At 54.1% G+C, this 20,420-nt stretch carries 23 protein-coding genes; 15 read left to right on the top strand and 8 right to left on the bottom strand.

Annotation, left to right across the window (positions count from 1 at the left end):
• The first annotated feature begins 46 nt into the window (after positions 1 to 46).
• A complete protein-coding gene (locus ACT3TR_RS02170; RefSeq protein ID WP_441684592.1) occupies positions 47 to 364 on the top strand; it encodes a DUF6693 family protein in 318 nt (105 codons plus the stop codon).
• Between the two features lie 102 nt (positions 365 to 466).
• On the opposite strand, the gene yghU is transcribed toward ACT3TR_RS02170, so the two are convergent.
• The 3 genes from yghU to ACT3TR_RS02155 form a co-directional block, all read right to left on the bottom strand.
• Positions 467 to 1,339, bottom strand: a complete 873-nt coding sequence (yghU, locus tag ACT3TR_RS02165) for a glutathione-dependent disulfide-bond oxidoreductase (protein WP_444624641.1) — start codon at positions 1,337 to 1,339, stop codon at positions 467 to 469.
• A gap of 165 nt (positions 1,340 to 1,504) precedes the next feature.
• Entirely contained in the window at positions 1,505 to 1,939 is a 435-nt protein-coding gene (locus ACT3TR_RS02160) for an organic hydroperoxide resistance protein (protein ID WP_096281527.1), read from the bottom strand.
• Between the two features lie 115 nt (positions 1,940 to 2,054).
• Complete coding sequence (locus tag ACT3TR_RS02155; RefSeq protein WP_444624642.1) at positions 2,055 to 2,504, bottom strand: MarR family winged helix-turn-helix transcriptional regulator; 450 nt, start codon at positions 2,502 to 2,504, stop codon at positions 2,055 to 2,057.
• A 258-nt stretch (positions 2,505 to 2,762) separates the two neighbouring features.
• Between ACT3TR_RS02155 and ACT3TR_RS02150 the strand changes: the two genes are divergently transcribed.
• The 3 genes from ACT3TR_RS02150 to ACT3TR_RS02140 all read left to right on the top strand — a co-directional run bounded on the left by ACT3TR_RS02150 (position 2,763) and on the right by ACT3TR_RS02140 (position 5,274).
• Positions 2,763 to 3,293 (top strand): gluconokinase, encoded by a 531-nt coding sequence (locus ACT3TR_RS02150; protein ID WP_096281523.1) that lies wholly within the window; start codon positions 2,763 to 2,765, stop codon positions 3,291 to 3,293.
• Between the two features lie 77 nt (positions 3,294 to 3,370).
• Entirely contained in the window at positions 3,371 to 4,366 is a 996-nt protein-coding gene (gene gntR / locus ACT3TR_RS02145; RefSeq protein WP_096281521.1) for a gluconate operon transcriptional repressor GntR, read from the top strand.
• A 59-nt stretch (positions 4,367 to 4,425) separates the two neighbouring features.
• Positions 4,426 to 5,274 carry an MOSC domain-containing protein gene (locus tag ACT3TR_RS02140; RefSeq protein WP_444624643.1) on the top strand — a complete coding sequence of 283 codons (849 nt, stop codon included), beginning with the start codon at positions 4,426 to 4,428 and terminating at the stop codon, positions 5,272 to 5,274.
• Here the strand turns inward: ACT3TR_RS02140 and ACT3TR_RS02135 are convergent.
• Positions 5,228 to 6,133 carry a DMT family transporter gene (locus ACT3TR_RS02135; protein ID WP_096281517.1) on the bottom strand — a complete coding sequence of 302 codons (906 nt, stop codon included), beginning with the start codon at positions 6,131 to 6,133 and terminating at the stop codon, positions 5,228 to 5,230. The genes ACT3TR_RS02140 and ACT3TR_RS02135 overlap by 47 nt on opposite strands.
• Before the next feature lie 204 nt (positions 6,134 to 6,337).
• On the opposite strand from ACT3TR_RS02135, the gene ACT3TR_RS02130 reads away from it, so the two are divergent.
• The gene (locus ACT3TR_RS02130; RefSeq protein ID WP_096281515.1) at positions 6,338 to 6,760 is read left to right on the top strand and encodes an OsmC family protein; all 423 of its coding nucleotides are present in this window, start codon (positions 6,338 to 6,340) and stop codon (positions 6,758 to 6,760) included.
• Positions 6,761 to 6,973: 213 nt separating this feature from the next.
• On the opposite strand, the gene ACT3TR_RS02125 is transcribed toward ACT3TR_RS02130, so the two are convergent.
• Entirely contained in the window at positions 6,974 to 7,384 is a 411-nt protein-coding gene (locus tag ACT3TR_RS02125; protein ID WP_441684585.1) for a PRC-barrel domain-containing protein, read from the bottom strand.
• A 430-nt stretch (positions 7,385 to 7,814) separates the two neighbouring features.
• Between ACT3TR_RS02125 and ACT3TR_RS02120 the strand changes: the two genes are divergently transcribed.
• Positions 7,815 to 8,783 carry a L,D-transpeptidase family protein gene (locus tag ACT3TR_RS02120; protein ID WP_096281510.1) on the top strand — a complete coding sequence of 323 codons (969 nt, stop codon included), beginning with the start codon at positions 7,815 to 7,817 and terminating at the stop codon, positions 8,781 to 8,783.
• Positions 8,784 to 8,799: 16 nt separating this feature from the next.
• Here the strand turns inward: ACT3TR_RS02120 and ACT3TR_RS02115 are convergent, their stop codons facing one another.
• Positions 8,800 to 9,468: a 2OG-Fe(II) oxygenase gene (locus tag ACT3TR_RS02115; RefSeq protein ID WP_441684583.1), complete on the bottom strand. Its 669-nt coding sequence runs from the start codon at positions 9,466 to 9,468 to the stop codon at positions 8,800 to 8,802.
• Positions 9,465 to 10,136 (bottom strand): CoA pyrophosphatase, encoded by a 672-nt coding sequence (locus ACT3TR_RS02110; protein ID WP_176483408.1) that lies wholly within the window; start codon positions 10,134 to 10,136, stop codon positions 9,465 to 9,467. Before ACT3TR_RS02110 ends, ACT3TR_RS02115 begins: the two co-directional genes overlap by 4 nt.
• A gap of 94 nt (positions 10,137 to 10,230) precedes the next feature.
• On the opposite strand from ACT3TR_RS02110, the gene ACT3TR_RS02105 reads away from it, so the two are divergent.
• A complete protein-coding gene (locus tag ACT3TR_RS02105) occupies positions 10,231 to 10,788 on the top strand; it encodes an NUDIX hydrolase (protein WP_096281504.1) in 558 nt (185 codons plus the stop codon).
• A gap of 27 nt (positions 10,789 to 10,815) precedes the next feature.
• On the opposite strand, the gene ACT3TR_RS02100 is transcribed toward ACT3TR_RS02105, so the two are convergent.
• Complete coding sequence (locus ACT3TR_RS02100; protein WP_096281502.1) at positions 10,816 to 11,127, bottom strand: NGG1p interacting factor NIF3; 312 nt, start codon at positions 11,125 to 11,127, stop codon at positions 10,816 to 10,818.
• A gap of 144 nt (positions 11,128 to 11,271) precedes the next feature.
• On the opposite strand from ACT3TR_RS02100, the gene ACT3TR_RS02095 reads away from it, so the two are divergent.
• The 8 genes from ACT3TR_RS02095 to xylB all read left to right on the top strand — a co-directional run bounded on the left by ACT3TR_RS02095 (position 11,272) and on the right by xylB (position 20,400).
• Entirely contained in the window at positions 11,272 to 12,222 is a 951-nt protein-coding gene (locus ACT3TR_RS02095; protein WP_096281499.1) for a sugar-binding transcriptional regulator, read from the top strand.
• Positions 12,223 to 12,373: 151 nt separating this feature from the next.
• Complete coding sequence (locus tag ACT3TR_RS02090) at positions 12,374 to 13,696, top strand: ABC transporter substrate-binding protein (RefSeq protein ID WP_096281497.1); 1,323 nt, start codon at positions 12,374 to 12,376, stop codon at positions 13,694 to 13,696.
• A gap of 92 nt (positions 13,697 to 13,788) precedes the next feature.
• Positions 13,789 to 14,679: a carbohydrate ABC transporter permease gene (locus ACT3TR_RS02085; protein WP_096281494.1), complete on the top strand. Its 891-nt coding sequence runs from the start codon at positions 13,789 to 13,791 to the stop codon at positions 14,677 to 14,679.
• A 29-nt stretch (positions 14,680 to 14,708) separates the two neighbouring features.
• Positions 14,709 to 15,575, top strand: a complete 867-nt coding sequence (locus ACT3TR_RS02080; RefSeq protein WP_444624644.1) for a carbohydrate ABC transporter permease — start codon at positions 14,709 to 14,711, stop codon at positions 15,573 to 15,575.
• 12 nt (positions 15,576 to 15,587) lie between these two features.
• Positions 15,588 to 16,736, top strand: coding sequence for an ABC transporter ATP-binding protein (locus ACT3TR_RS02075; RefSeq protein ID WP_444624645.1), 1,149 nt, complete (start codon positions 15,588 to 15,590; stop codon positions 16,734 to 16,736).
• Positions 16,733 to 17,404, top strand: a complete 672-nt coding sequence (locus ACT3TR_RS02070; protein ID WP_444624646.1) for an HAD family hydrolase — start codon at positions 16,733 to 16,735, stop codon at positions 17,402 to 17,404. Before ACT3TR_RS02075 ends, ACT3TR_RS02070 begins: the two co-directional genes overlap by 4 nt.
• Positions 17,405 to 17,425: 21 nt before the next feature.
• Complete coding sequence (locus ACT3TR_RS02065) at positions 17,426 to 18,913, top strand: mannitol dehydrogenase family protein (protein ID WP_441684575.1); 1,488 nt, start codon at positions 17,426 to 17,428, stop codon at positions 18,911 to 18,913.
• Positions 18,913 to 20,400 (top strand): xylulokinase, encoded by a 1,488-nt coding sequence (gene xylB / locus ACT3TR_RS02060; protein WP_441684573.1) that lies wholly within the window; start codon positions 18,913 to 18,915, stop codon positions 20,398 to 20,400. Before ACT3TR_RS02065 ends, xylB begins: the two co-directional genes overlap by 1 nt.
• The last annotated feature ends 20 nt before the right edge of the window (positions 20,401 to 20,420 follow it).

Genomic DNA, 20,420 nt, shown 5'->3' with positions numbered 1-20,420 from the left:
TTTTGTGATGATATTCTGCGCCGCTCTTATTCTTTAAGGATGCAGCGTGAACATTAAAGCGGATCTCTCCATTATCGACATCATTGGCCATCTGGTTCTTTGGCTAATACTGAGTGTGATTACCTTCGGTATAGCGTTATTTTTCTTTCCATACTCGTTTGCAAGATTTGTTATTAACCGCACTTCCGTTATCGACACAGCGACAGGCGTGGAGCGGAAAATGGTGTGTAATATCAGCCTCTTCAGCAATATTGGCCACATTATCCTGTGGGTGATCATTTCACTATTAACGTTTGGGCTTGGGTATATTTTTTACTTTTATCGAGTATGGAACTATGCACTTAATAATTCGCGCACTCAATAACTCACGCATTCAAGAGCGCTTAGCGTAAAACAGCCAAGCGATATGTGTCAGGCACGGGCACCTTTAGTGATGTTAAAGGCGCCCGTGCTGTATGCCGTCAGCTTACTTATCGCCAGTCAACTTGTCTTGCGTTTTAAGCGTGAAATCGCTGGCGTCATGGCGCTCATGCAGCTGCTCGCTAGGCTCACCCCAGGTGCGGTTCACCATGCGCCCACGCTTGACGGCGGGGCGTTCATCAATTTCCTCGGTCCAGCGCAATAGATTCTTGTAAGTGTGTGCTTCCAAGAACTCAGCCGCTTCGTAAACACGGTTTTTGACCAGTGCGCCGTACCAAGGGTGAATCGCCATATCGGCAATGGTGTACTCATCCCTGGCCATAAAGCGGTTTTCTGCTAAATGGCGATCAAGTACATCAAGCTGGCGCTTCACTTCCATCGTGTAGCGATCAATCGGGTACTGATATTTTTCTGGCGCGTAGGCGTAAAAATGCCCGAAGCCGCCGCCTAACATTGGTGCACTGCCCATTTGCCAGAACAGCCAAGAGAGGCATTCTGTGCGCTTCATTGGGTTAGTCGGCAAGAAGGCATTAAATTTCTCTGCCAGATAGAGCAGGATGGCGCCGGATTCAAACACCCGCTGTGGCGGCTGCGTGCTGTGATCCATCAGTGCCGGGATTTTGGAGTTGGGGTTTACCTCAACAAAACCGCTGCTAAACTGATCGCCTTCGCCAATTTGAATCAGATGGGCGTCGTACTCTGCGTCTTTAATTCCCTGCTCCAGCAGCTCTTCGAGCATCACGGTAACTTTTACACCGTTAGGTGTAGCTAGGGAGTAGAGCTGAAGGGAATGCTTGCCCACGGGCAGCGCTTTATCGTGGGTAGGGCCTGCTATGGGGCGGTTGATATTGGCAAATTTACCGCCGTTGCCAGGTTCCCATTTCCAAACGTTGGGAGGCGTATAGGTGTTATCGCTCATCGTTTCCTCGCTATTAACCGATATCGGTAACTGCTGGGCACAGAGGTAAACCTATCCTTTGCGCGGCGATGCTAACGCTTTTAGGGGGTGGCTCTTACGACACCACCGCTTTGCATGCGCAGAAAGCGGTGGTGTGGGCGCTAGCAGATTAAGCTAATAGCTCGGTTATACCAGCGTCAAGGTGACGTTAATATTGCCACGGGTGGCATTGGAGTAGGGGCACACGATATGGGCTTTATCAACTAGCTGCTGCGCGACGTCTTGCTCAAGGCCGGGCAGGCTGATTTTTAGCTCAACTTCGATGCCAAAACCGGTAGGAATTGCGCCGATGCCTACGTTGCCTTCAATTTGAGTGTCTTCGGGAAGCGTTACTTTTTCTTGACTCGCTACATGCTTAAGCGCACCTAGAAAACAGGCTGAGTAGCCAGCCGCGAACAGCTGCTCGGGATTGGTGCCTTCACCGCCAGCGCCGCCCAGCTCTTTAGGCGTACTGAGTTTAACCTCTAGCGCGCCATCCGATGATTTAGCTTGGCCTTCACGGCCACCAGTAGCGGTAGCCTGGGCGCGGTAAGCAACTTTTTCGATAGTAGTGGTCGTCATATTGAATCTCCTGTCAGCGTTATTAGTTATGTTAACCGCCTTAATCTAGCGCAGCTTTATTTTGCGCACAAGATAAATGATAAATAAAAACTACCCTTTTGCCGTGGCCATCGGGTCACTGGTTTTTTTGCAGGCTGTTGCGTAGCCGCACCAGGTCCTCTTTCAGCTCAGTCAGCGTTTCTATTGACTGCTCGCTCGCGTGCACGACGCAGCTAGGAATGTGGCAGGCCTGCTCACGCAGCGCTTTGCCTTTTTCGGTAAGGTATAGCTCTACCACGCGCTCGTCTTGATGGCTGCGCTTACGATTAAGCAGTTGATCGGCTTCAAGTCGCTTAAGTAACGGCGTCAACGAACCGGGGTCGGTTAGTAGGCGCTTACTCATGGTGCCAACGGTCATGCCATCGTTTTGCCACAGTACCAGCATGGCAAGGTATTGCGGGTAGGTAAGCCCCAGCTCTTTAAGCAGCGGTTTATAAACCTTCGTCATCATCAACGAGGTTGAGTAGAGCGCAAAGCAAAGCTGGTGATCCAGTTCTAACGCGCTGCAAGATGGTTGCACAGACATGGGTGCTCCGAAACGAAAGACGTAGGCTAATGTAGCTTGATGGAGCGCCAGTGGCTAGATCTAGACGTTGGTCGCAGGTTAACAGTTTTGTTTTGACAAGCAATGAGCGCACCGTTAGCCTTTTCTTTTGATTGTTACCGGTAACAATTGCAAAGCCCTTGTTTATATCGATTTCTTACCCCACTGCATTTTGAGCGTCATGTACACTGTCGTTTCAACCTTTTGCACCGTAGGCTTCACATTTGGAGAGCTAGCCCAATGATTCCCTCGTCTTATCGTATCTTAGTTATGGGCGCATCCGGGTGTGGAAAATCGTTGATTGGCGAAAATCTGGCACAGGCGCTAGGCGCCACCTTTATTGATGGTGATGATTACCACTCGCCAGAGAACGTGGCCAAAATGGCGAGCGGAACGCCGCTTAATGATAATGATCGCCATGGCTGGTTGGACACGCTGGCAGCGCTATTTGCCAATTATAAAGCGCAAAACGAGACAGTAGTGATTGCTTGTTCGGGGCTTAAACGCCGCTACAGAGATCGCTTAAGAAACGGCGATTCTGAACTGCGCATTTTATACCTGGAAGGCACGCGCGAGCTGCTGCGAGAGCGGTTGGAAACCCGGGCGGGGCATTTCTTTAAGGGCGATAGCATGCTGGCAAGCCAGCTAGCGGACCTAGAGCCACCGGGCAGCGATGAGGCAAGGACGGCCTCCATAGCGCTTCCTCCCTCAACGATTGTTGGCCAATTTACCGCAACGCTAGCGCCGCCGCTTAGCCAAACCTTCGGCTAAAGAGGGGATAGGCATGGGGGCTCATTGTTGGTTAGGGTAGACCCCAACGCTCCCTCGCTTCATAAGGCCGCAACACTTTGAAGAAAAAACGCCCCACTCTGCAGGATATTGCCAACCATGTAGGGGCTACCAAAATGACGGTAAGCCGCTGCCTGCGCGATCCTGAAACGGTTTCTGAAGCACTACGCGCGCGCATCTTCTCAGTGGCTGAACAGGTCGGCTACATACCTAATCGAGCCCCGGATTTACTCTCCCGAGCGACCAGCCACTCTATCGGTGTGCTGGTGCCGTCATTGACCAACCAGGTCTTCGCCGATGTGATTGTCGGCATCGAATCGCTGACGGAACCCGCGGGCTATCATCTGATGCTTGCTCATTATGGCTATAGCCCTGAGCTTGAAGAACGTAGCTTGGCCTCGCTGCTCTCTTATAACGTCGACGGGGTGATTCTTTCTGACCGCGATCACACCCCGCGCAGCCTGCGTATGCTGGAAACCGCCGGTATACCGGTAGTTGAAATTATGGATACTTACCGGCCCGCGCTGCAGCAGGCGGTGGGCTATAACAACGTTCAAGCCGCTTATGACATGGTCAGTGCCATGATTCAGCGGGGTCGACGTCAGGTGATTTACCTGGGCGTACGGCTAGATGAGCGTACTCGACAGCGCGAGCAGGGCTATCGCCTTGCTATGGAAGAGCACGAGCTAACGCCGATTGCGCTGAAAAGCACACAGCGTTCCTCTTATAGCGTGGGGGCGGCACTGCTAAAGCAGGTGCTAGCTGACTATCCAGACGCCGATGGCGTGTTCTGCACCAATGATGACGTTGCTGTGGGCGCTTATTTTGAGTGCCAGCGATGTGAGATTGACGTGCCTGGGCGCATGGCCTTGGCGGGGTTTCACGGCCATGACGTAGGGCAAGTGATGGCACCTAGGCTTGCTAGCGTGGTTACGCCGCGTCAGGCCATCGGCGAAGCAGCGGCGCGCGAGCTTTTAGCCCGTATACGGGGTGAGCCGTTAACGCAGAGCGTGATCGACTTAGGTTATCGAATCGAAGCAGGCATGACGCTATAGCGTGACGGCGGCTGTGGGACTGGCTAAAGTAGCATTTTTCCCTTGCTATGAGGCCACCCGTGGAAATTGCTCAGCTCAATATCTACCCCGTTAAGTCATTACAAGGCATCAGCTTGAGCCAAAGTGTGTTGCAGGAGCACGGGCTAGCCTGGGACCGCCGCTGGATGCTGGTTGATGCCCAGCAACGTTTTGTGACGCAGCGTCAGTTGCCTGCGCTGGCCACAATCGGCGTTGAATTGACCGACGAGCACCTTGTGCTTTCACACCCCGCCGTTGACCCGCTGCGCCTGCCATTAGCTGAGCCGGAGGGAAACCTGCGCCTTGTTAATGTGTGGAATGATCACTGCAAAGCGCGGCCTGAAAGCGAGGAAGTAACGCGATGGTTAGAAGCTGCCCTGGGCGAACAGGCTCAAGGGCTGAGCTTGGTACGCTTTGCCACGGAGTTTAGCCGTGCGGTTGAAGAAGATTTTCTCGACGGCGGGTCGGCCCATACTTATTTCGCCGATGGCTATCCCTTTTTGATTACCACTACCGGCTCCTTAAATGCCCTGAATCAAGCCCTGGTCGATGGCGGGCAATCGCCGGTGCCGATGAATCGTTTTCGACCTAATATCGTTATTAAGTGCGACCAGGCATGGGCTGAAGATCACTGGGTGACGCTTTCAGCGCAGAGCGGTAACTTTCAACTAACGCTGCGTAAGGCCTGCAAACGGTGCAAAATTATCACGATTGATCAGCAGTCGGCGGCGGTGCCTGCGCCTGCAGAACCGCTGAAAACGCTGGTTGTGCTTAATACTCAGCCTACCTTGAAAGGCGCGCACTTCGGCCAAAATACCACCCTGCTTGTCGGTGCGGGCAGCGTTATTCGCGTGGGGGATGCGTTGGCGGCAGTGGTCCGCGAGATTTAAGGCGCAGCAGGTTGGTAGCAATGGCCGTACCTATCAGCGTAATTACCATACCGGCGATAATCTGAAGGCTTAGTGTTTCGTCCAGCAATAGATAGCCCCATACCAGTGCGCTCACCGGCACTAAGAAAGTGACCGTCGAGGTTGCTGTAGCCCCGGCATTGGCGAGTAAGCCAAAATACAGCAGGAATGCCAGCGTGGTGCTAAGTGTGGCGAGCGAAATAGCGTTGCCCCAAGCCAGAAGGCTGATGGGGGAGCTTGGCCATAACCAAATGCCGGGGATCAATAGCACCAGCGCCGACATCGCGCAGCTGCCCGCGGCCAGAACGCGGGTAGGAAGGTGGCCTAGGCGCGTTTTAGAGTAGTTGCTCGCAATGCCATAGCAAAACGTAGCCCCGAGTGCCGCCACAATAAACCAGCCGTCGCCACCTAGCGCAAAGTCGAGTCGATTTGCTGAGAGCACATAAACCCCCAGCAGCGCCAGGGCGAGGCCCCAGTACTGTTGGCGCTGTATAGCGGTGGCGAAGAAGCACACGCCTATCAATGCAGTGAAAATAGGCGTAGTAGCGTTAATCAGTGACGTGAAACCTGCTTCAAGGCGAGTGGTAGCGAGTGCCAGCAGTGAAAAAGGCAGTACGTGATTGACGATTCCCAGCAGTAATAGCGGGCCTTTATGCTGCCAAATTAGGCGTAGATAGTGCAGGCTGATAAGCAGCGGCATTAATAGCAGCGCGCCTATTCCCATACGTATCAGCACCAGTGGGACCGGCCCGAACTCGGGGGCGGCTACGCGCATGAAGATGAAGGACAGACCCCAGAGCGAGGAAAGCAGTAGCAGACGCAGCGCATCAGCGGATGACATGGGATGCCCTTAGTATTCAAAATGATGTAGTTAGATGGCTAGCTAGCTTACGACTGAACAGAGGCTGATGGAAGTTATTGGCGGCGCTTGCTGGGCAGAGCATGTAAAAATCAGCTACGCTGTTTAGGTAGTCTAGGTGGCATCTGCCGCTTGGGCTCAGAGCGACATATTTTTCTGCCTATTAGCACGTACAAGGAGTTGTTCATGGATCGCAAAGCTAGCGCACGTTGGGAAGGTGGATTGAAAGATGGTAAAGGCACCGTTTCAACCGAAAGTGGCGTATTAGATGCCAAGTACTCCTTTAAGCAGCGCTTTGAAGATGAAAAAGGCACGAATCCTGAAGAGCTGATCGGCGCAGCGCATGCCAGCTGCTTTTCGATGGCGCTTTCAATGATTCTGGGTGAGAAGGGCTATACCGCCGATTCTATCGAAACCAGTGCGAAAGTGACTCTTTCCCAAAGCGATGCCGGATTCGATATTTCTAAGATTCACTTAGACGTTGTCGCCGCCATCAGTGGCGCAGACGATGCAGCTTTCCAGGAAGCAGCGGAAACCGCTAAAGCCAATTGCCCGGTTTCTAAAGTCCTTAATGCCGACATTAGCATGACTGCTAAATTAAAAGGCTAATGTTAATCTATGTTATGGCGTCTTTTTTTTCTATGGGCTTTTAAGTGTTAGGCCCATTTCTTAATCAAGACGTCATGCCGCTTAAGTCTCTAATAAAAGGTATATGAGTTGAGTCTTTTTTAAATAGCACTAATGCCTTTTAAGTAAAGCGCGGTAAAACAAAAAGCCTTGGCGGTTGCCAAGGCTTTTATATTGGCTATTAGCGCCAATTCATTAGTCACGCGTATACTCTTCAGCGTCTTTGAGAGCATCTTCAGATGCATTAACGCTAATGACGTAGCCTTCGCCATCTTCTTCTTTGGTGAGTTCAAGCGAATCCCACTCGATAGCAACGCTTTTTTCACCCATACCTAGAAAGCCACCGACACCGACAACCACCGCGGTGACTTGGCCATCTTCATTGATCACGAGATCGGTAATGGTACCAATATCTTGATCATCCTCTACCGTGCTTTGAACCTGATTGCCGGTCAAAGCATCCGCATGGAAGGTGTTTTCTGGCGTAGTAGTGAGGTAGGTCGCTTCCATTGTTTCGGTCGTTTCTTCAGCGCTTGCCATACCTGCGGCAAGAATGAAGGCCGGAACGACGAGAGTACCTAGAATAGCGGGTTTAATCATTTTCATGTTTGCTTGCTCCTTGCATTATTATCGGGACTGAACGGCTCCGCGTTGCAGTCCTAGCGAACTAATAACGGCTGATAAGCTTCCGAGTTGCCTTACGCTGGAAATCTTCTCGCCGCTACTATTTCTAGTTTTATTAATCATCAAATCAAGCTAGATATTAAGCTGTGCTAACTGCGTAAGATGATTAACGCCGCCTTGTGCTTAGTTGCACTAAGGCAATTAGCAGTTTAGTCGCTGTGTTCAGAAATACAATCGTTTCATTAAAACTTTTAGCAGGCTATGTGAGTGTTTAGGGCCGCCGTGCCGCTGCCATGCGACAATCTACCGAGTTGACCTACTCTTTGACAATGCTCATATTGCCGGGTCAAATGACCGCTTTCAGCCTACCTGCCGTGAATGTCAGGCCAAGGCCGCATAAAAAGGAAAACCCATGATATCGACTGCTAGGCGCTACCCCTTAACGCGTGTTAAGCAACTGTGGCTCGGCAGTATAACGCTGGGTGCATGGCTGTTGGCATCGTCTGCTGCTGCCAGCGGCAGTGACTCTCCTCGAGGGCATTATCCGCTGCCTGAAAACGGCAATATGGTCGGCGAGGTCTCCACCGTCGCAGCCACAGAAGAAGATACGCTGATGGATATTGCCCGTGCTCACAACGTGGGCTACGAAGAAATTCGTATGGCTAACCCTGATGTCAGCCTTTGGGTGCCGGGGGAGGGAACCGAGGTGACGATCCCCGGTCAGTTCATTCTTCCCGATGAGGAGCGTACGGGCATTGTGATTAACGTGGCCGAGCTGCGCCTTTATTACTATCCCGATGTTAAGGCTGGCGAAACGCCGCGTGTCGAAACGTATCCGATCGGCATCGGGCGTGACGCCTTTAATACGCCGCTGGGAATTACGAAAACGACCATGCGCCTTGAGAATCCGGCCTGGTATCCGCCTGAATCAATTCGTCGTGAGGCGACCGAACGTGGCGACCCAGCACCCGCCGTGGTGCCTCCTGGTGCTGAGAATCCTTTAGGCCGCTTCACCATGCTGCTGGATATCCCAGGCTATATGATCCACAGCACTAACCAGCCAGATGGTGTTGGTATGCGCGCCAGCAGAGGCTGCATCCGCATGTATCCTGAAGATATTGAATCTGTGTTCTGGCGCGTGCCGGTGGGTACCCAGGTCAATATTATCGATGCACCAATCAAGCTAGGCTGGGGCGCCAACGATGAAAGCTTTGTGCAGGCCTTTACCTCGACAGACGAAAAGGCCTATGGCATGGAAACGCTGTTAAATGTCGTTGGTTTAATTGAGCAATACGAAGGCGGCAATCCGCGTAGCGTCGACTATGAGCAGGTGCGGGAGGTGCTAGATCAATCCAACGGCCAGATCGTTCCTCTCAGCTAGTTCAGCGTTTTCCCCGCTAGCGTGCGGGGTCAAGTACGCCGCCTAGCGAGGCATTGCGTCGAAACCAGCCTGCAATGCTGGTGCGCGACTGGCGGGTGGGAAGCACTTCGTGGGCGATAGTTTCAGACAAGAAGCAGGCGAAGGTGCCTGCTTCGGGCACTACCCGGGCGATCTCAAGACTGGAGTCGTCCGGGTGGTAGATCACCATTTCACCACCGGCATCGCTTGGCCAGTCGGGCGTTAAGTAACTGACAGTGGAAATCACGCGATTGGCGCGGCCACGAAAACTATCTACGTGGCGTTGATAAAAAGCGCCGGGGGGGTAGTGGGAAAAATGCGCTTCGTACTCGAACAGACCTAAAAACAGTGCATGATTAAGCGCCTGCTGTAGCTCGCTCATGGCATCTAAGTAACGCCGCTGAGCGGCGCTTTCACGATCCAGCCAGTGAATAGCGTCCCCGCGAATATCTTTACGCAGCAGATGCTGCTTGCCTCGGCCAATCCCCGCTTCATCTAATTTATTATAGGCCGCGCGGTGCAAAAGCTCGTGATTCAGCGCATCACATAGCTCAAGGTCAATAACCTCGCGGCCCACATACCAGCCCTGCTCGACCAGTGCATCCACCAGGGCATTTTGCGTTGCTGTTTGCAGCACGGGTGACGACGTTGTGGCGATCGGGGTCATTTGTTGGGTCTCGGTGGCGCCGGGCGAGAAGGCGTGGCAGATGACTTAGGAAGCCGGCTTTTGCGTTCAGGATAATGCTGTAGCGGGCCCTGCGGGCGTTGATATAAATCAATGGGCATGCCAAAGCCCTCTGCCAGTAATTCCACCAGCATCATTGCCGACAGCCCCCAGATGACATGGCCATCGACGTGATAGCTGGGTACATAGTGAGCAACGCCATCGACGGTAATGACATCGGTATGGGTGCGGTAGTCATCCAAAAAGTGGCTAAGTGGAACCTCAAAAATAGCGTCAAGCTCACCTGGGTCAGCAACCAGCGGTAAATCAGGCGGAATAATGCCAACCCAAGGGGTAACGCGAATCCCATGTAGTGAAATGACATCCGACAGCCTTCCCAGCGGCTCGACTAGGCTAGGGTCAAGGGCAATTTCCTCTTCAGCTTCGCGCAGGGCCGTTGCGTAGAGGTCGCTGTCAAAAGGTTCACGCTTACCCCCTGGAAAGGCCACCTGGCCGCTGTGAGTGCTTAAGTGGCTTGCGCGGCGGGTAAATAGTAAGGTTGGCTCTGGACGTTCGACAATGGGTAAAAGCACGGCGGCTTCGGGCATCACGATGTGATCCAAACGCCGAGGAGTCAGTTGTTGCAGCTGTTGACGCAGTTTCTCTAACATAGGGTATCCAGTGACTTTGTTCTCTTTTACCCAGCAGCGGCCATTGACGTCAAGCGCGTCGAGGCTTCTATTCACTAGCCGTTGAGAATACGCGATGAATTTTTGTAGCCAGTGTGGTGATAAAGTACGTTTTGCCGTCCCTGAAGGCGATGATCGCCCACGCTACCTGTGTGATGCCTGCGGTACGATCCATTATCAAAACCCACGCATCGTGGCCGGCACGCTGCCGGTCAGCGGTAGCAAAGTATTGCTCTGTAAACGCGCGATTGCCCCGCGCAAGGGCTATTGGACATTGCCTGCTGGCTTTATGGAAAATGCTGAATCTACCCCGCAGGCGGCTACCAGGGAAACGCGGGAAGAGGCCTGTGCCGAGGTCGATCTGGCTAATCTGTATACGCTCATTGATCTGCCCCATATCAATCAGGTATTTATGATTTTTCGTGCCGAATTAGTCGGCGGCTTTAGTGCCGGGCCAGAAAGCCTCGACGTTGCCTTGTTTGAAGAGCATGAAATCCCTTGGGATGAGCTTGCTTTCATTACGATTGAACGTACGTTACGTCACTTTTACGCGGATCGCCCACATGATGAATTCCCGCTGCACATCAGCATGGTGACACCGGAAGACCGCGAGCGTTATTTAGGCAGCGCCTAGACGGCTAAAAATAAGCGGGCGCACGTGTTACAAATCGGCGAGTAGCCACACATCATAAGCGACTTCTTCATAGGGGTGGGCAAGTTTCAAGGCCGCAATAGCGCCGTGAATATGGGCCTCGTCGCATATCATCTCGATTTTGAACTCTTCAACGCTTGCCAAACTGCCGACCGTGCCGATATGCGGATTGGTGCCTTTCGTTGGCCGAAACTGGCCCGTGCCGCGGGTTTGAAAGCAGACATTCTCATACAAGCCAATATGCCCAGCGCCGGACTCAAATACGGCCTGTTTAACGCTTTCGGCATCGTCGATGGGTACGTAAAAAGCCAGTTTATACATGCATGGTCTCCAAGTAGTGTGAGCGTGGTGAAGCGATATACCATTTGCCCATTAGCGCCGCTTTTCTATTAACGAATAGGTGACTTCTGATCTCGGCATTACCTTTGTATGATGACACGTAAATTAACATTGAGAGAGCAGCGTATGGATAAATTCGAGGTTAAGCTGGATCAGGCCGCCAGGGCCGCCTGGATGTCCTTCGTGGGTGGAATGACGCAGGATGAAATTGCCTACCAGCTAGGCGTCTCCAGGCCGGGAGTACAGCGGTTATTGGCCCTGGCGCGACAGGAAGGATTGGTCAAAGTCCATATTGATCATCCTATTTCCACCTGTATGGCGCTAGGCCGCACGCTGCGTGATCGTTTTAGCTTAGACTACTGCGAAGTGGTACCTGCTGATAATCACGCACCTGACAGCGCACTTTCCTATCTAGCGGTAGCCGCCGCAGAACGTATTGCCAAACTCGTTGAACGCAGTGAGCCGTTAACGCTTTCGTTAGGCTCTGGGCGTTCGGTGCGCGCCGCAGTGGAGTCGCTCAGGCGCGTTGAACGTCCACAGCATCGCTTTGTGTCGCTGGTGGGTAATGTCGCTAGGGACGGCTCGACGAACCGTTACGACGCCGTCATGTTGATGGCTGATAAAACCGGCGGAGAACGCTTTTTGCTGCCCACGCCGATAGTGGCTGGGTCGCTGGGCGAGAAAGAGGCGATGCTCACGCAGCGACTGTTCAAGGCGATTGCTGACGTGGCTACAGAATCAGAAGCCGCCTTCATTGGCATAGGGCGTATCGACCGGCAGGCCACGCTGTTTCGAGACCACTTCATTAGCGAAAGCGAGCTGGATGAGCTGTTGGGCTTAAAAGCGGTGGGCGAGCTATTAGGGTGGCCGCTTAACAGTGATGGCGACGTCATTGATTGTTCGATTACACGCCGCGTTACTAGCCTTCCCTTAGAGCGCTTTGGTAAACATCTCATGGTCGCCATTGCAGGTGGGCGTGAAAAAGCGCCGGCCATTCGCGCAGCGCTGCGCGGTGGTTGGCTCAAAGGATTGGTGACCGATGAGGTCGCCGCAAGGCAGATTGTAGAAGCGTTATAACGCGTCAGTGCGCGTAGCAGACACTAGGTTAGCGTAAAGTCTAAGCCCATGGGCTTTGCTTTTTTTCGGCTTACGTACGATCATTTGTTTGGTTGATGATCAATAAGATCAAGGCGACAACAATGCCAATACATGCCCATAGGAGTGCTTTATGCGACTCGCACGTCACTTGCCCGTCACCACGCTAGCCGCCGCCATTGCTATCGCGGGAAACGCCCAGGCGCAAACAGAACTTACCGTGGCGACGGTAAACAACAACGATATGGTGATCATGCAAAGCCTCACGGAGGCTTTCGAGGAAGCGCATCCCGACATTACCCTAGACTGGGTAGTGCTTGAGGAAAACGTGTTGCGCCAGCGTATGACCACCGATATTGCCACCGGTGGCGGTCAGTTTGACGTGATGACGATCGGTACTTACGAAGTGCCGATCTGGGCTGAGCGAGAATGGCTGGAGCCGCTGAATAACTTGCCAGACGAGTACGCTGAGGACGACTTGCTAGCCTCGGTGCGCGATGGCTTGAGCTTGGATGGCACGCTTCACGCGCTGCCTTTCTACGCTGAAAGCTCGATGATGTATTACCGCAAAGACCTGTTTGAGCAAGCCGGTATAGAAATGCCGGAGCAGCCGACGTGGGCGCAGGTGCGTGACTGGGCCGAAGAGCTTCACGGCAGCGAAGAGGGTTTGGCTGGGATCTGCCTGCGCGGCAAGCCAGGCTGGGGTGAGAACATGGCGCTCATCACAACGCTGGTGAACACCTATGGCGGGCGCTGGTTTGATGAGCAGTGGAACCCAGAACTCAACTCCGAGGCGTGGGTCAATGCCATTCAGTTCTATGTTGACCTACTGGGTAACTACGGCCCGCCAGGCGCTAGCTCTAACGGCTTCAATGAAAACCTAGCGCTGTTCTCACGAGGCAATTGCGCCATGTGGGTGGATGCCACGTCAGCGGCAGGCAAGCTTTACGATGCTAACGAGTCTGACGTCGCGGATAGTCTTGGCTTTGCGCCAGCCCCCATCGCTGAAACGCCTAAGGGCTCGCACTGGTTGTGGTCTTGGGCGCTGGCTATCCCTGCCTCCTCTGAGCATAAAGAGGCTGCGCTTGAGTTTATTACCTGGGCAACGTCGCAGGAATACATTGAGCTAGTCGGCGAAACCAATGGCTGGACCAGCGTACCGCCGGGAACCCGAGAGTCTACCTATGCCAATGAGCAGTACACCGACGCGGCTCCGTTTGCTGATTTCGTACTTAACGCTATCAAAGAAACGAACCCTAACGACTCAACCCTTGAGCCAAACCCTTATGTCGGCGTACAGACCGTCAATATTCCTGAATTTCAGTCGATTGGCACTCAGGTTGGGCAAAGCATTGCAGCGGCTTTAATCGGTGATACCACGGTTGAGCAGGCATTAGACGGTGCCCAGCGCGCTACCGAGCGCACCATGCAGCGAGCTGGCTACATCGAACGATAAATAGCCAACGCCTGCCCTTACTTGGCCGTTAGCATATAAGGGCAGACGTTTTGTCGGTGTTTTCGCAAGTCTGTTGTCTCGCAGGTATTTCCATGAATAAAAAACGTGCTTCTGGCCGTACGGTCGGCGGGTTAAGAACGCTTTCCCTTCAGGCGCCCGCTGTAACGCTGCTGCTGCTGTGGATGATTGTGCCATTAGGCATGACGCTCTGGTTCTCCTTTCAGCATTACAACCTGCTAATGCCCAGCATGACGGGCTTTGCCGGGGTAGAAAACTATGAGTATTTGTTAACTGACCCTGCGCTGTGGCGCTCGATGATCAATACCCTACTGCTAGTGGGGTGGGTGCTGACGATTACCGTAGTGGGCGGCACGCTTCTGGCTGTGCTGTTTCAGCAGGAGTTCGCGGGTCGTGGTATTGCTCGCGTATTGGCTATTTCACCTTTCTTCATCATGCCCACTGTCAGTGCGCTGGTGTGGAAAAACATGATGATGCACCCGTCTAACGGGGTGCTGGCATGGCTCTTTGAATCCGTTGGACTGCCGGCGGTCGACTGGTTTTCGGCATTACCGCTAACGTCCATCGTGATTATTGTCGCGTGGCAGTGGCTGCCCTTTGCGCTGTTGATTTTGCTCACCGCCATGCAGTCACTGGATGAGGATCAAGTGGAAGCTGCGCGCATGGATGGCGCGGGGCCGCTGGCTATTTTCTTCTTTATTACGCTACCGCACTTAAGGCGCGCGATCAGCGTGGTGATCATGATTGAAATGATCTTCCTGCTGACTATTTTTGCGGAAATTTTTGTGACGACCTCGGGCGGGCCTGGTTTAGCGACCACCAACTTGGCCTACCTGATTTATATCCGTGCGCTACTGGATTTTGACGTGGGCACTGCGTCCGCCGGTGGGGTGATTGCCATCATCCTTGCCAATATCGTGGCGATCTTCCTGGTCCGTATGGTGGCCAAAAACTTGGAAGACTAGACCGGCACTTGTGTCTTGGGAGCATTGCAATGACAACATTACGTTCCAAAACGGCTGCGCCACACTCGATGACGGGGTGGCGGTCAGCACAGGCAAAGCGGGCTTTTATAACCGTGCTGGGCTGGTCAATTGCCCTGGTGATCTTTTTTCCGATCTTCTGGATGATACTGACCGGATTCAAAACAGAAGCAGCGGCGATTGCCGACCCGACGCTGATTTTTTCCCCGACGCTTGAAAGCTATCAGGCCGTACACGAGCGCTCTGGGTATGCACGCTTTGCGCTTAACAGCGTAGCGGTAGCCTTTGGCTCTACCTTCTTGGCACTGCTGATTGCGATACCGTGTGCCTACGCCATGGCTTTTTTGCCGACGAAGCGCACCAAAGGCACCTTGCTGTGGATGCTCTCCACTAAAATGCTGCCATCAGTGGGCGTGCTAGTGCCCATTTATCTGATCTTTCGCGATGTCGGCCTGCTCGATACGCGCACTGGGCTGATTATCATTTATACGCTGATGAACCTACCGATTGTGGTGTGGATGCTCTACACCTTCTTTAAAGATATGCCCAAAGACATTCTAGAAGCAGGGCGGATGGACGGCGCTTCTACGCTGCAGGAAGTGTTCTTTTTGCTATTGCCGCTGACCCTTCCAGGCATTGCCTCAACGGGGCTGCTATCGGTGATTTTAAGCTGGAATGAGGCATTTTGGAGCCTCAATCTTACCACTTCAAAAGCGGCCCCCTTAACGGCGTATATTGCCTCGTTCTCAAGTCCTGAGGGTCTGTTCTGGGCCAAGCTGTCAGCGGCATCCACTATGGCGATTGCTCCCATTTTAATACTGGGCTGGATGACTCAAAAACAAATGGTACGTGGCCTGACCTTTGGTGCCGTCAAGTAAAGGAGCTTCCTCATGGCAACACTACAACTGCGCAATATTACCAAGCACTTCGGCGACACCCAGGTAATCAAAGGTATCGACCTTGAGGTGAATGATCGCGAATTCGTGGTCTTCGTGGGCCCCTCCGGCTGCGGTAAGTCGACCCTGATGCGCATGATCGCCGGGCTGGAAAGTGCCAGCGATGGCGATATTTTAATCGATGGCCAGCGTATCAATGACGTTGGGCCAGCGGATCGCGGCCTTGCGATGGTTTTCCAAAGCTATGCGCTTTATCCGCATATGACGGTGGAAGGCAATATGGGCTTCAGCATGAAGCTTGCGGGCGTGTCTAAAGAGGAGCGGCGTGCCAAGGTGCTGGAAGCGGCCAAAATCCTGCAGCTCGAACCACTGTTGGATCGCAAGCCGAAGGCACTTTCGGGCGGTCAGCGCCAGCGGGTGGCGATTGGCCGCGCCATTGTGCGCAACCCCAGTATCTTCCTGTTCGATGAGCCGCTTTCTAACTTAGACGCCGCGCTGCGTGTGCAGATGCGAATTGAGCTAGCACGGCTGCACGATGAGCTAGATGCGACCATGATCTACGTCACCCATGACCAGATCGAAGCCATGACCATGGCAGATAAAATCGTTGTACTTCACGACGGCGTGGTGGAGCAGGTGGGTTCGCCTATGGCGCTCTATCACCATCCACGCAACCGCTTTGTGGCGGGGTTTATCGGCTCCCCCAAAATGAATTTTTTACCGGTAACGCTGACCGGCGTAACGCCTGAAGGAGTGGGTATTCGATTACCCGGTGGCGGTGAGCGCAGCGTACCGGCTGACGGCCAGCACTTGGTCGCCAACGCTACGCTTGAGCTAGGCGTTCGCCCGGAACATCTGGTACTTGATGAGCAAGGGCCGCTGAGTGGCGAGATTAAAGTGCTGGAGCGCCTGGGCGGCCAAACCTCGCTCTACGTTCAAATGGATGATGAGCTGGTCACGATTATGGCCGATGGTGACGTCGCCTATAGAGTGCACGACACGGTGCATTTTGGTTTTGCCCCTGAGCGTGCTCACTTGTTCGATGCGGATGGTCTAGCGTTATCCAGCTTGCAGCAGCACCCTCTGGCCGCGCTGACCCGCCATGATAACCGCGCCCCATCGCCTGCAGAGGACCCTGCATGAAGACGCTCATCTTTGACTGCGACGGAGTGCTGGTCGACAGTGAGGCGCTTGCTGAAGATACCCTCGTTGAGTACCTGTCGCGCTGGTTGCCTGATCTTAACGTCACCCAGGTGCTCAGTCAGGCACTCGGCATGACCACCGCCAATATTTTACGTCACCTTGAACAGCTAAGTACCCATACCTTGCCGCTCGATGCCACCGAACAAATGGATACGGCCATTGAGGCGCGTTTGGCAAGCGAGCTTCGAGCGATTGAGGGTGTAGATGAAGCCGTCCGGCGTATACCGCTTGCCAAGGCCATTGTCTCCAACAGCCGTCGTAGCCGCGTGCTGGCCTCGCTTGCCGGCACGCAGTTGGCGGATGCCTTTGGCGCAGTACCGATTTTTACCGCTGAACAGGTCGCTAAACCCAAGCCTGACCCAGCGCTTTATCGGTTCGCAGCGCATCAGCTGGGTCAATTGCCTAAAGACTGTTTAGTGGTAGAAGACAGCGTTTCCGGCGTGACCGCTGCCCACGCTGCCGGCATGTGTGTGATTGGCTTCGTTGGCGCCAGCCATGTGGATGCTGAACAGTCAGCACGACTGACTAACGCCGGTGCGTGGCGCATTTTAGACCATATGCGTGGCTTGGAAGCCTTGGTTAACGAGTGGCAGACCAACGCCAAGTGAGCCTTGACTGGAGAAATACCGATGACCCAACTTAACAACCTCAATCTAGCCAAGCTCAGTGCCGATGTTGCCACACCTGGCTATGACCGCCGTTCACTGACGCCCGGTATTGTGCATATTGGGGTAGGTGGCTTTCATCGCGCTCATCAGGCGATGTACCTAGATGCACTGATGAACCAGGGAGAGGCGCTGGACTGGGGGATTGTTGGCGTTGGCGTGATGGCTGGCGACAAACGCATGCAGCAGGCGCTGGCGGCGCAGGATTATCTGTATACGCTGGTGATCAAGCATCCTGATGGCCAATATGAGCCGCGTGTGATCGGCAGCATGGTGAATTACCTGTTTGCATTGGAAGACGGTGACGCAGTGGTTGAGCAGATGGCGGACCCGGCTATTCGTATCGTGTCGCTAACGGTTACCGAAGGGGGCTATAACTTTCATCCGGTGAGCGGCGAATTCGATGTTGAGAATCCGCAAATACGCGCTGATCTTGCCAATCCTACTCAGCCGTCCAGCAGCTTTGGCCTGGTCGTCGAGGCGCTTGCTCGCCGGCGTGCGCGGGGTGTGGCTCCCTTTACCGTGATGTCCTGCGATAATATTCAGGGCAATGGTGATGTGGCCAAACGCATGTTTGCTGCCTATGCTCAGGCGCGTGATCCTGAATTAGGCGCTTGGCTAACGACTGAGGTGGCGTTTCCCAATGCCATGGTAGATCGCATCACTCCGGTCACGTCGCCTGTCGATATTGACGAGCTGGCTCAACGCTTCGCGGTTGAGGATGCTTGGCCGGTGGTTTGCGAACCCTTTACCCAGTGGGTATTGGAGGACGATTTCCCCCTGGGGCGCCCCGCATTTGAGAAGGTGGGTGTTCAGCTAGTGGACGATGTTGAACCCTATGAGCTGATGAAGCTGCGCTTGCTTAACGCAAGCCATCAGGCACTGACCTACTTTGGCTATTTGGCGGGCTATCGCTATGCCCATGAAGTGTGTCAGGACCCGCTGTTCGTCAATTTTTTAATGGGTTATATGTGCGAAGAAGGCACCCCGACGTTATCGCCAGTGCCGGGCGTTGACCTTGAAGCCTATCGATTAACGCTGATTGAGCGTTTCGCCAACCCGCAAATTAAAGATACGCTGGCAAGGCTGTGCGCCGAAAGCTCTGATCGTATTCCCAAATGGCTCGTGCCGGTAATTCGCCAACAGTTGGCTCAGGGCGGTGATATAGCACGCAGTGCCGCTGTTGTTGCCAGCTGGGCGCGCTATGCTGAGGGTGTGGATGAGCAGGGCCAAGCTATTGAAATTGTTGATCGCTTAAAGGCGCCCTTGATGGCCATTGCCGCGCAGAACCGCACGCGACCCACGGCCTTTATTGAGAACCGTGAGCTGTTTGGCGATCTAAGCGACAGCCCTCGATTTGTTGACGCTTATCTAGCGGCGCTAACAGCGCTGCACGAACGCGGCGCACGCGCTACTCTAGAGGGGCTGGCCGTGTCCAAAGGAACGTTGTGATGTATATCGGGGTAGATTGCGGTACCCAAAGCACCAAGGTGGTCGTGGTAGACGTTGAGCGGGGAGGGATTCTGGCTGAGGCGAGCTGCCCCCATCGCCTTGATGAAGGCGAAAATGGCCGACGCGAGCAGGCACCCGCTGAGTGGTTAGCAGCCCTTAAAGGCGCTTTCTTTGCCGCGCTGGAGCGTGCAGGAGTTCCAGCGAGTGACGTGCGGGGGATTGGTGTATCCGGCCAGCAGCATGGGATGGTGGCACTGGATGCCGACGGTGCGCCGGTTTACCCGGCCAAGCTGTGGTGCGATACCGAAACCAATGCGCAGAACATTGACCTAGTGGCGCGCTTGGGGGGCGAAGTAGGCTGTTTGGATAAGCTGGGACTGGTGCTGCAAACTGGCTACACAGCGTCTAAACTCGCTTGGCTGCGTGAGCAGCACCCCAATGCCTATCGGCGAATTGACAGCCTGCTACTGCCTCACGATTACCTGAATTACTGGTTAACCGGTGAGCGCGTTACGGAGGCAGGCGATGCGTCAGGCACTGGCTATTTCGATACTCGCAACCGTTGCTGGCAGTTGGATGTGTTTGCTGAAATCGCCCCCGAACTCGACCCGGCGAAGGTATTGCCCCGCGTGCTAGAAGCCCATGAGCCAGCCGGGTTTGTGCGCCCAGCGGTTGCCCGAGAGCTTGGGCTGAGCGATCAGGTCGTCGTCTCTTCTGGCGGTGGCGACAACATGCTGGGCGCCATTGGTACCGGCAATATCACCCCAGGGCTGATTACGCTCAGCCTAGGTACGTCCGGCACCGTCTGCGCCTATTCGGCGACGCCTGTCGAATGTGACAGCGCCATGGTTGCTAACTTCTGTTCGAGTACCGGCGGCTGGCTGCCGCTTATTTGCACCATGAACGTTACTTCAGCCACCACGCGAGTGCGCGAACTGTTCGGTTTAGATCTGGCGGCATTTAGTGAGAAAGTAACCAGCGCGCCAATGGGCGCTGAAGGCGTTACCGTATTGCCGTTTTTTAATGGCGAGCGGGTGCCGATGCTGCCTGATGCGTCGGCGGACTTTCTCGGTCTAACTAGTTTAAATACCACCCAGGCTAATTTATGCCGGGGCGTGGTAGAAGGGGCCACGTTCGGGCTACGCTATGGGCTAGAGTTACTGGGTGATATCACCGCTGGCGCGAGCCAGATCAGGCTAATCGGTGGCGGTGCCAATAGTCCTGTATGGCGGCAGATGGTGGCCGATATCACCGGGACCCAGGTGATTTGCCCCGAGATAACCGATGCGGCAGCGCTAGGCGCTGCGCTCCAGGTGGCTTGGTGCGATCAGCGTGCAAACGGCGTAACGCTAGAGACGCTGTGTGAACGCTTAGTGCATTTGGATGCGCAGTCGCTGGCTGACCCACATCCAGAGAGGGTGGCCGCTTACCAACCCATTTATGCCCGCTATTGCGCGGCACTTGAACAACGCCATGGCGGCGCCTAACAGCCTATTAAGGAGATTGT

Source organism: Halomonas sp. AOP12-B1-6 (genome assembly GCF_052379225.1).
GTDB classification, from domain to species: Bacteria; Pseudomonadota; Gammaproteobacteria; order Pseudomonadales; family Halomonadaceae; genus Vreelandella; species Vreelandella casei.
This window is presented reverse-complemented; position numbering and strand designations above follow the sequence as displayed.

Coding starts and splice junctions, on each gene's coding strand:
- yghU (WP_444624641.1), bottom strand. CDS start 1,339: ATGAGCGATAACACCTATACGCCTCCCAACGTTTGGAAATGGGAACCT.
- ACT3TR_RS02160 (WP_096281527.1), bottom strand. CDS start 1,939: ATGACGACCACTACTATCGAAAAAGTTGCTTACCGCGCCCAGGCTACC.
- ACT3TR_RS02155 (WP_444624642.1), bottom strand. CDS start 2,504: ATGTCTGTGCAACCATCTTGCAGCGCGTTAGAACTGGATCACCAGCTT.
- ACT3TR_RS02150 (WP_096281523.1), top strand. CDS start 2,763: ATGATTCCCTCGTCTTATCGTATCTTAGTTATGGGCGCATCCGGGTGT.
- ACT3TR_RS02135 (WP_096281517.1), bottom strand. CDS start 6,133: ATGTCATCCGCTGATGCGCTGCGTCTGCTACTGCTTTCCTCGCTCTGG.
- ACT3TR_RS02130 (WP_096281515.1), top strand. CDS start 6,338: ATGGATCGCAAAGCTAGCGCACGTTGGGAAGGTGGATTGAAAGATGGT.
- ACT3TR_RS02125 (WP_441684585.1), bottom strand. CDS start 7,384: ATGAAAATGATTAAACCCGCTATTCTAGGTACTCTCGTCGTTCCGGCC.
- ACT3TR_RS02120 (WP_096281510.1), top strand. CDS start 7,815: ATGATATCGACTGCTAGGCGCTACCCCTTAACGCGTGTTAAGCAACTG.
- ACT3TR_RS02115 (WP_441684583.1), bottom strand. CDS start 9,468: ATGACCCCGATCGCCACAACGTCGTCACCCGTGCTGCAAACAGCAACG.
- ACT3TR_RS02110 (WP_176483408.1), bottom strand. CDS start 10,136: ATGTTAGAGAAACTGCGTCAACAGCTGCAACAACTGACTCCTCGGCGT.
- ACT3TR_RS02105 (WP_096281504.1), top strand. CDS start 10,231: ATGAATTTTTGTAGCCAGTGTGGTGATAAAGTACGTTTTGCCGTCCCT.
- ACT3TR_RS02100 (WP_096281502.1), bottom strand. CDS start 11,127: ATGTATAAACTGGCTTTTTACGTACCCATCGACGATGCCGAAAGCGTT.
- ACT3TR_RS02095 (WP_096281499.1), top strand. CDS start 11,272: ATGGATAAATTCGAGGTTAAGCTGGATCAGGCCGCCAGGGCCGCCTGG.
- ACT3TR_RS02090 (WP_096281497.1), top strand. CDS start 12,374: ATGCGACTCGCACGTCACTTGCCCGTCACCACGCTAGCCGCCGCCATT.
- ACT3TR_RS02085 (WP_096281494.1), top strand. CDS start 13,789: ATGAATAAAAAACGTGCTTCTGGCCGTACGGTCGGCGGGTTAAGAACG.
- ACT3TR_RS02080 (WP_444624644.1), top strand. CDS start 14,709: ATGACAACATTACGTTCCAAAACGGCTGCGCCACACTCGATGACGGGG.
- ACT3TR_RS02075 (WP_444624645.1), top strand. CDS start 15,588: ATGGCAACACTACAACTGCGCAATATTACCAAGCACTTCGGCGACACC.
- ACT3TR_RS02070 (WP_444624646.1), top strand. CDS start 16,733: ATGAAGACGCTCATCTTTGACTGCGACGGAGTGCTGGTCGACAGTGAG.
- ACT3TR_RS02065 (WP_441684575.1), top strand. CDS start 17,426: ATGACCCAACTTAACAACCTCAATCTAGCCAAGCTCAGTGCCGATGTT.
- xylB (WP_441684573.1), top strand. CDS start 18,913: ATGTATATCGGGGTAGATTGCGGTACCCAAAGCACCAAGGTGGTCGTG.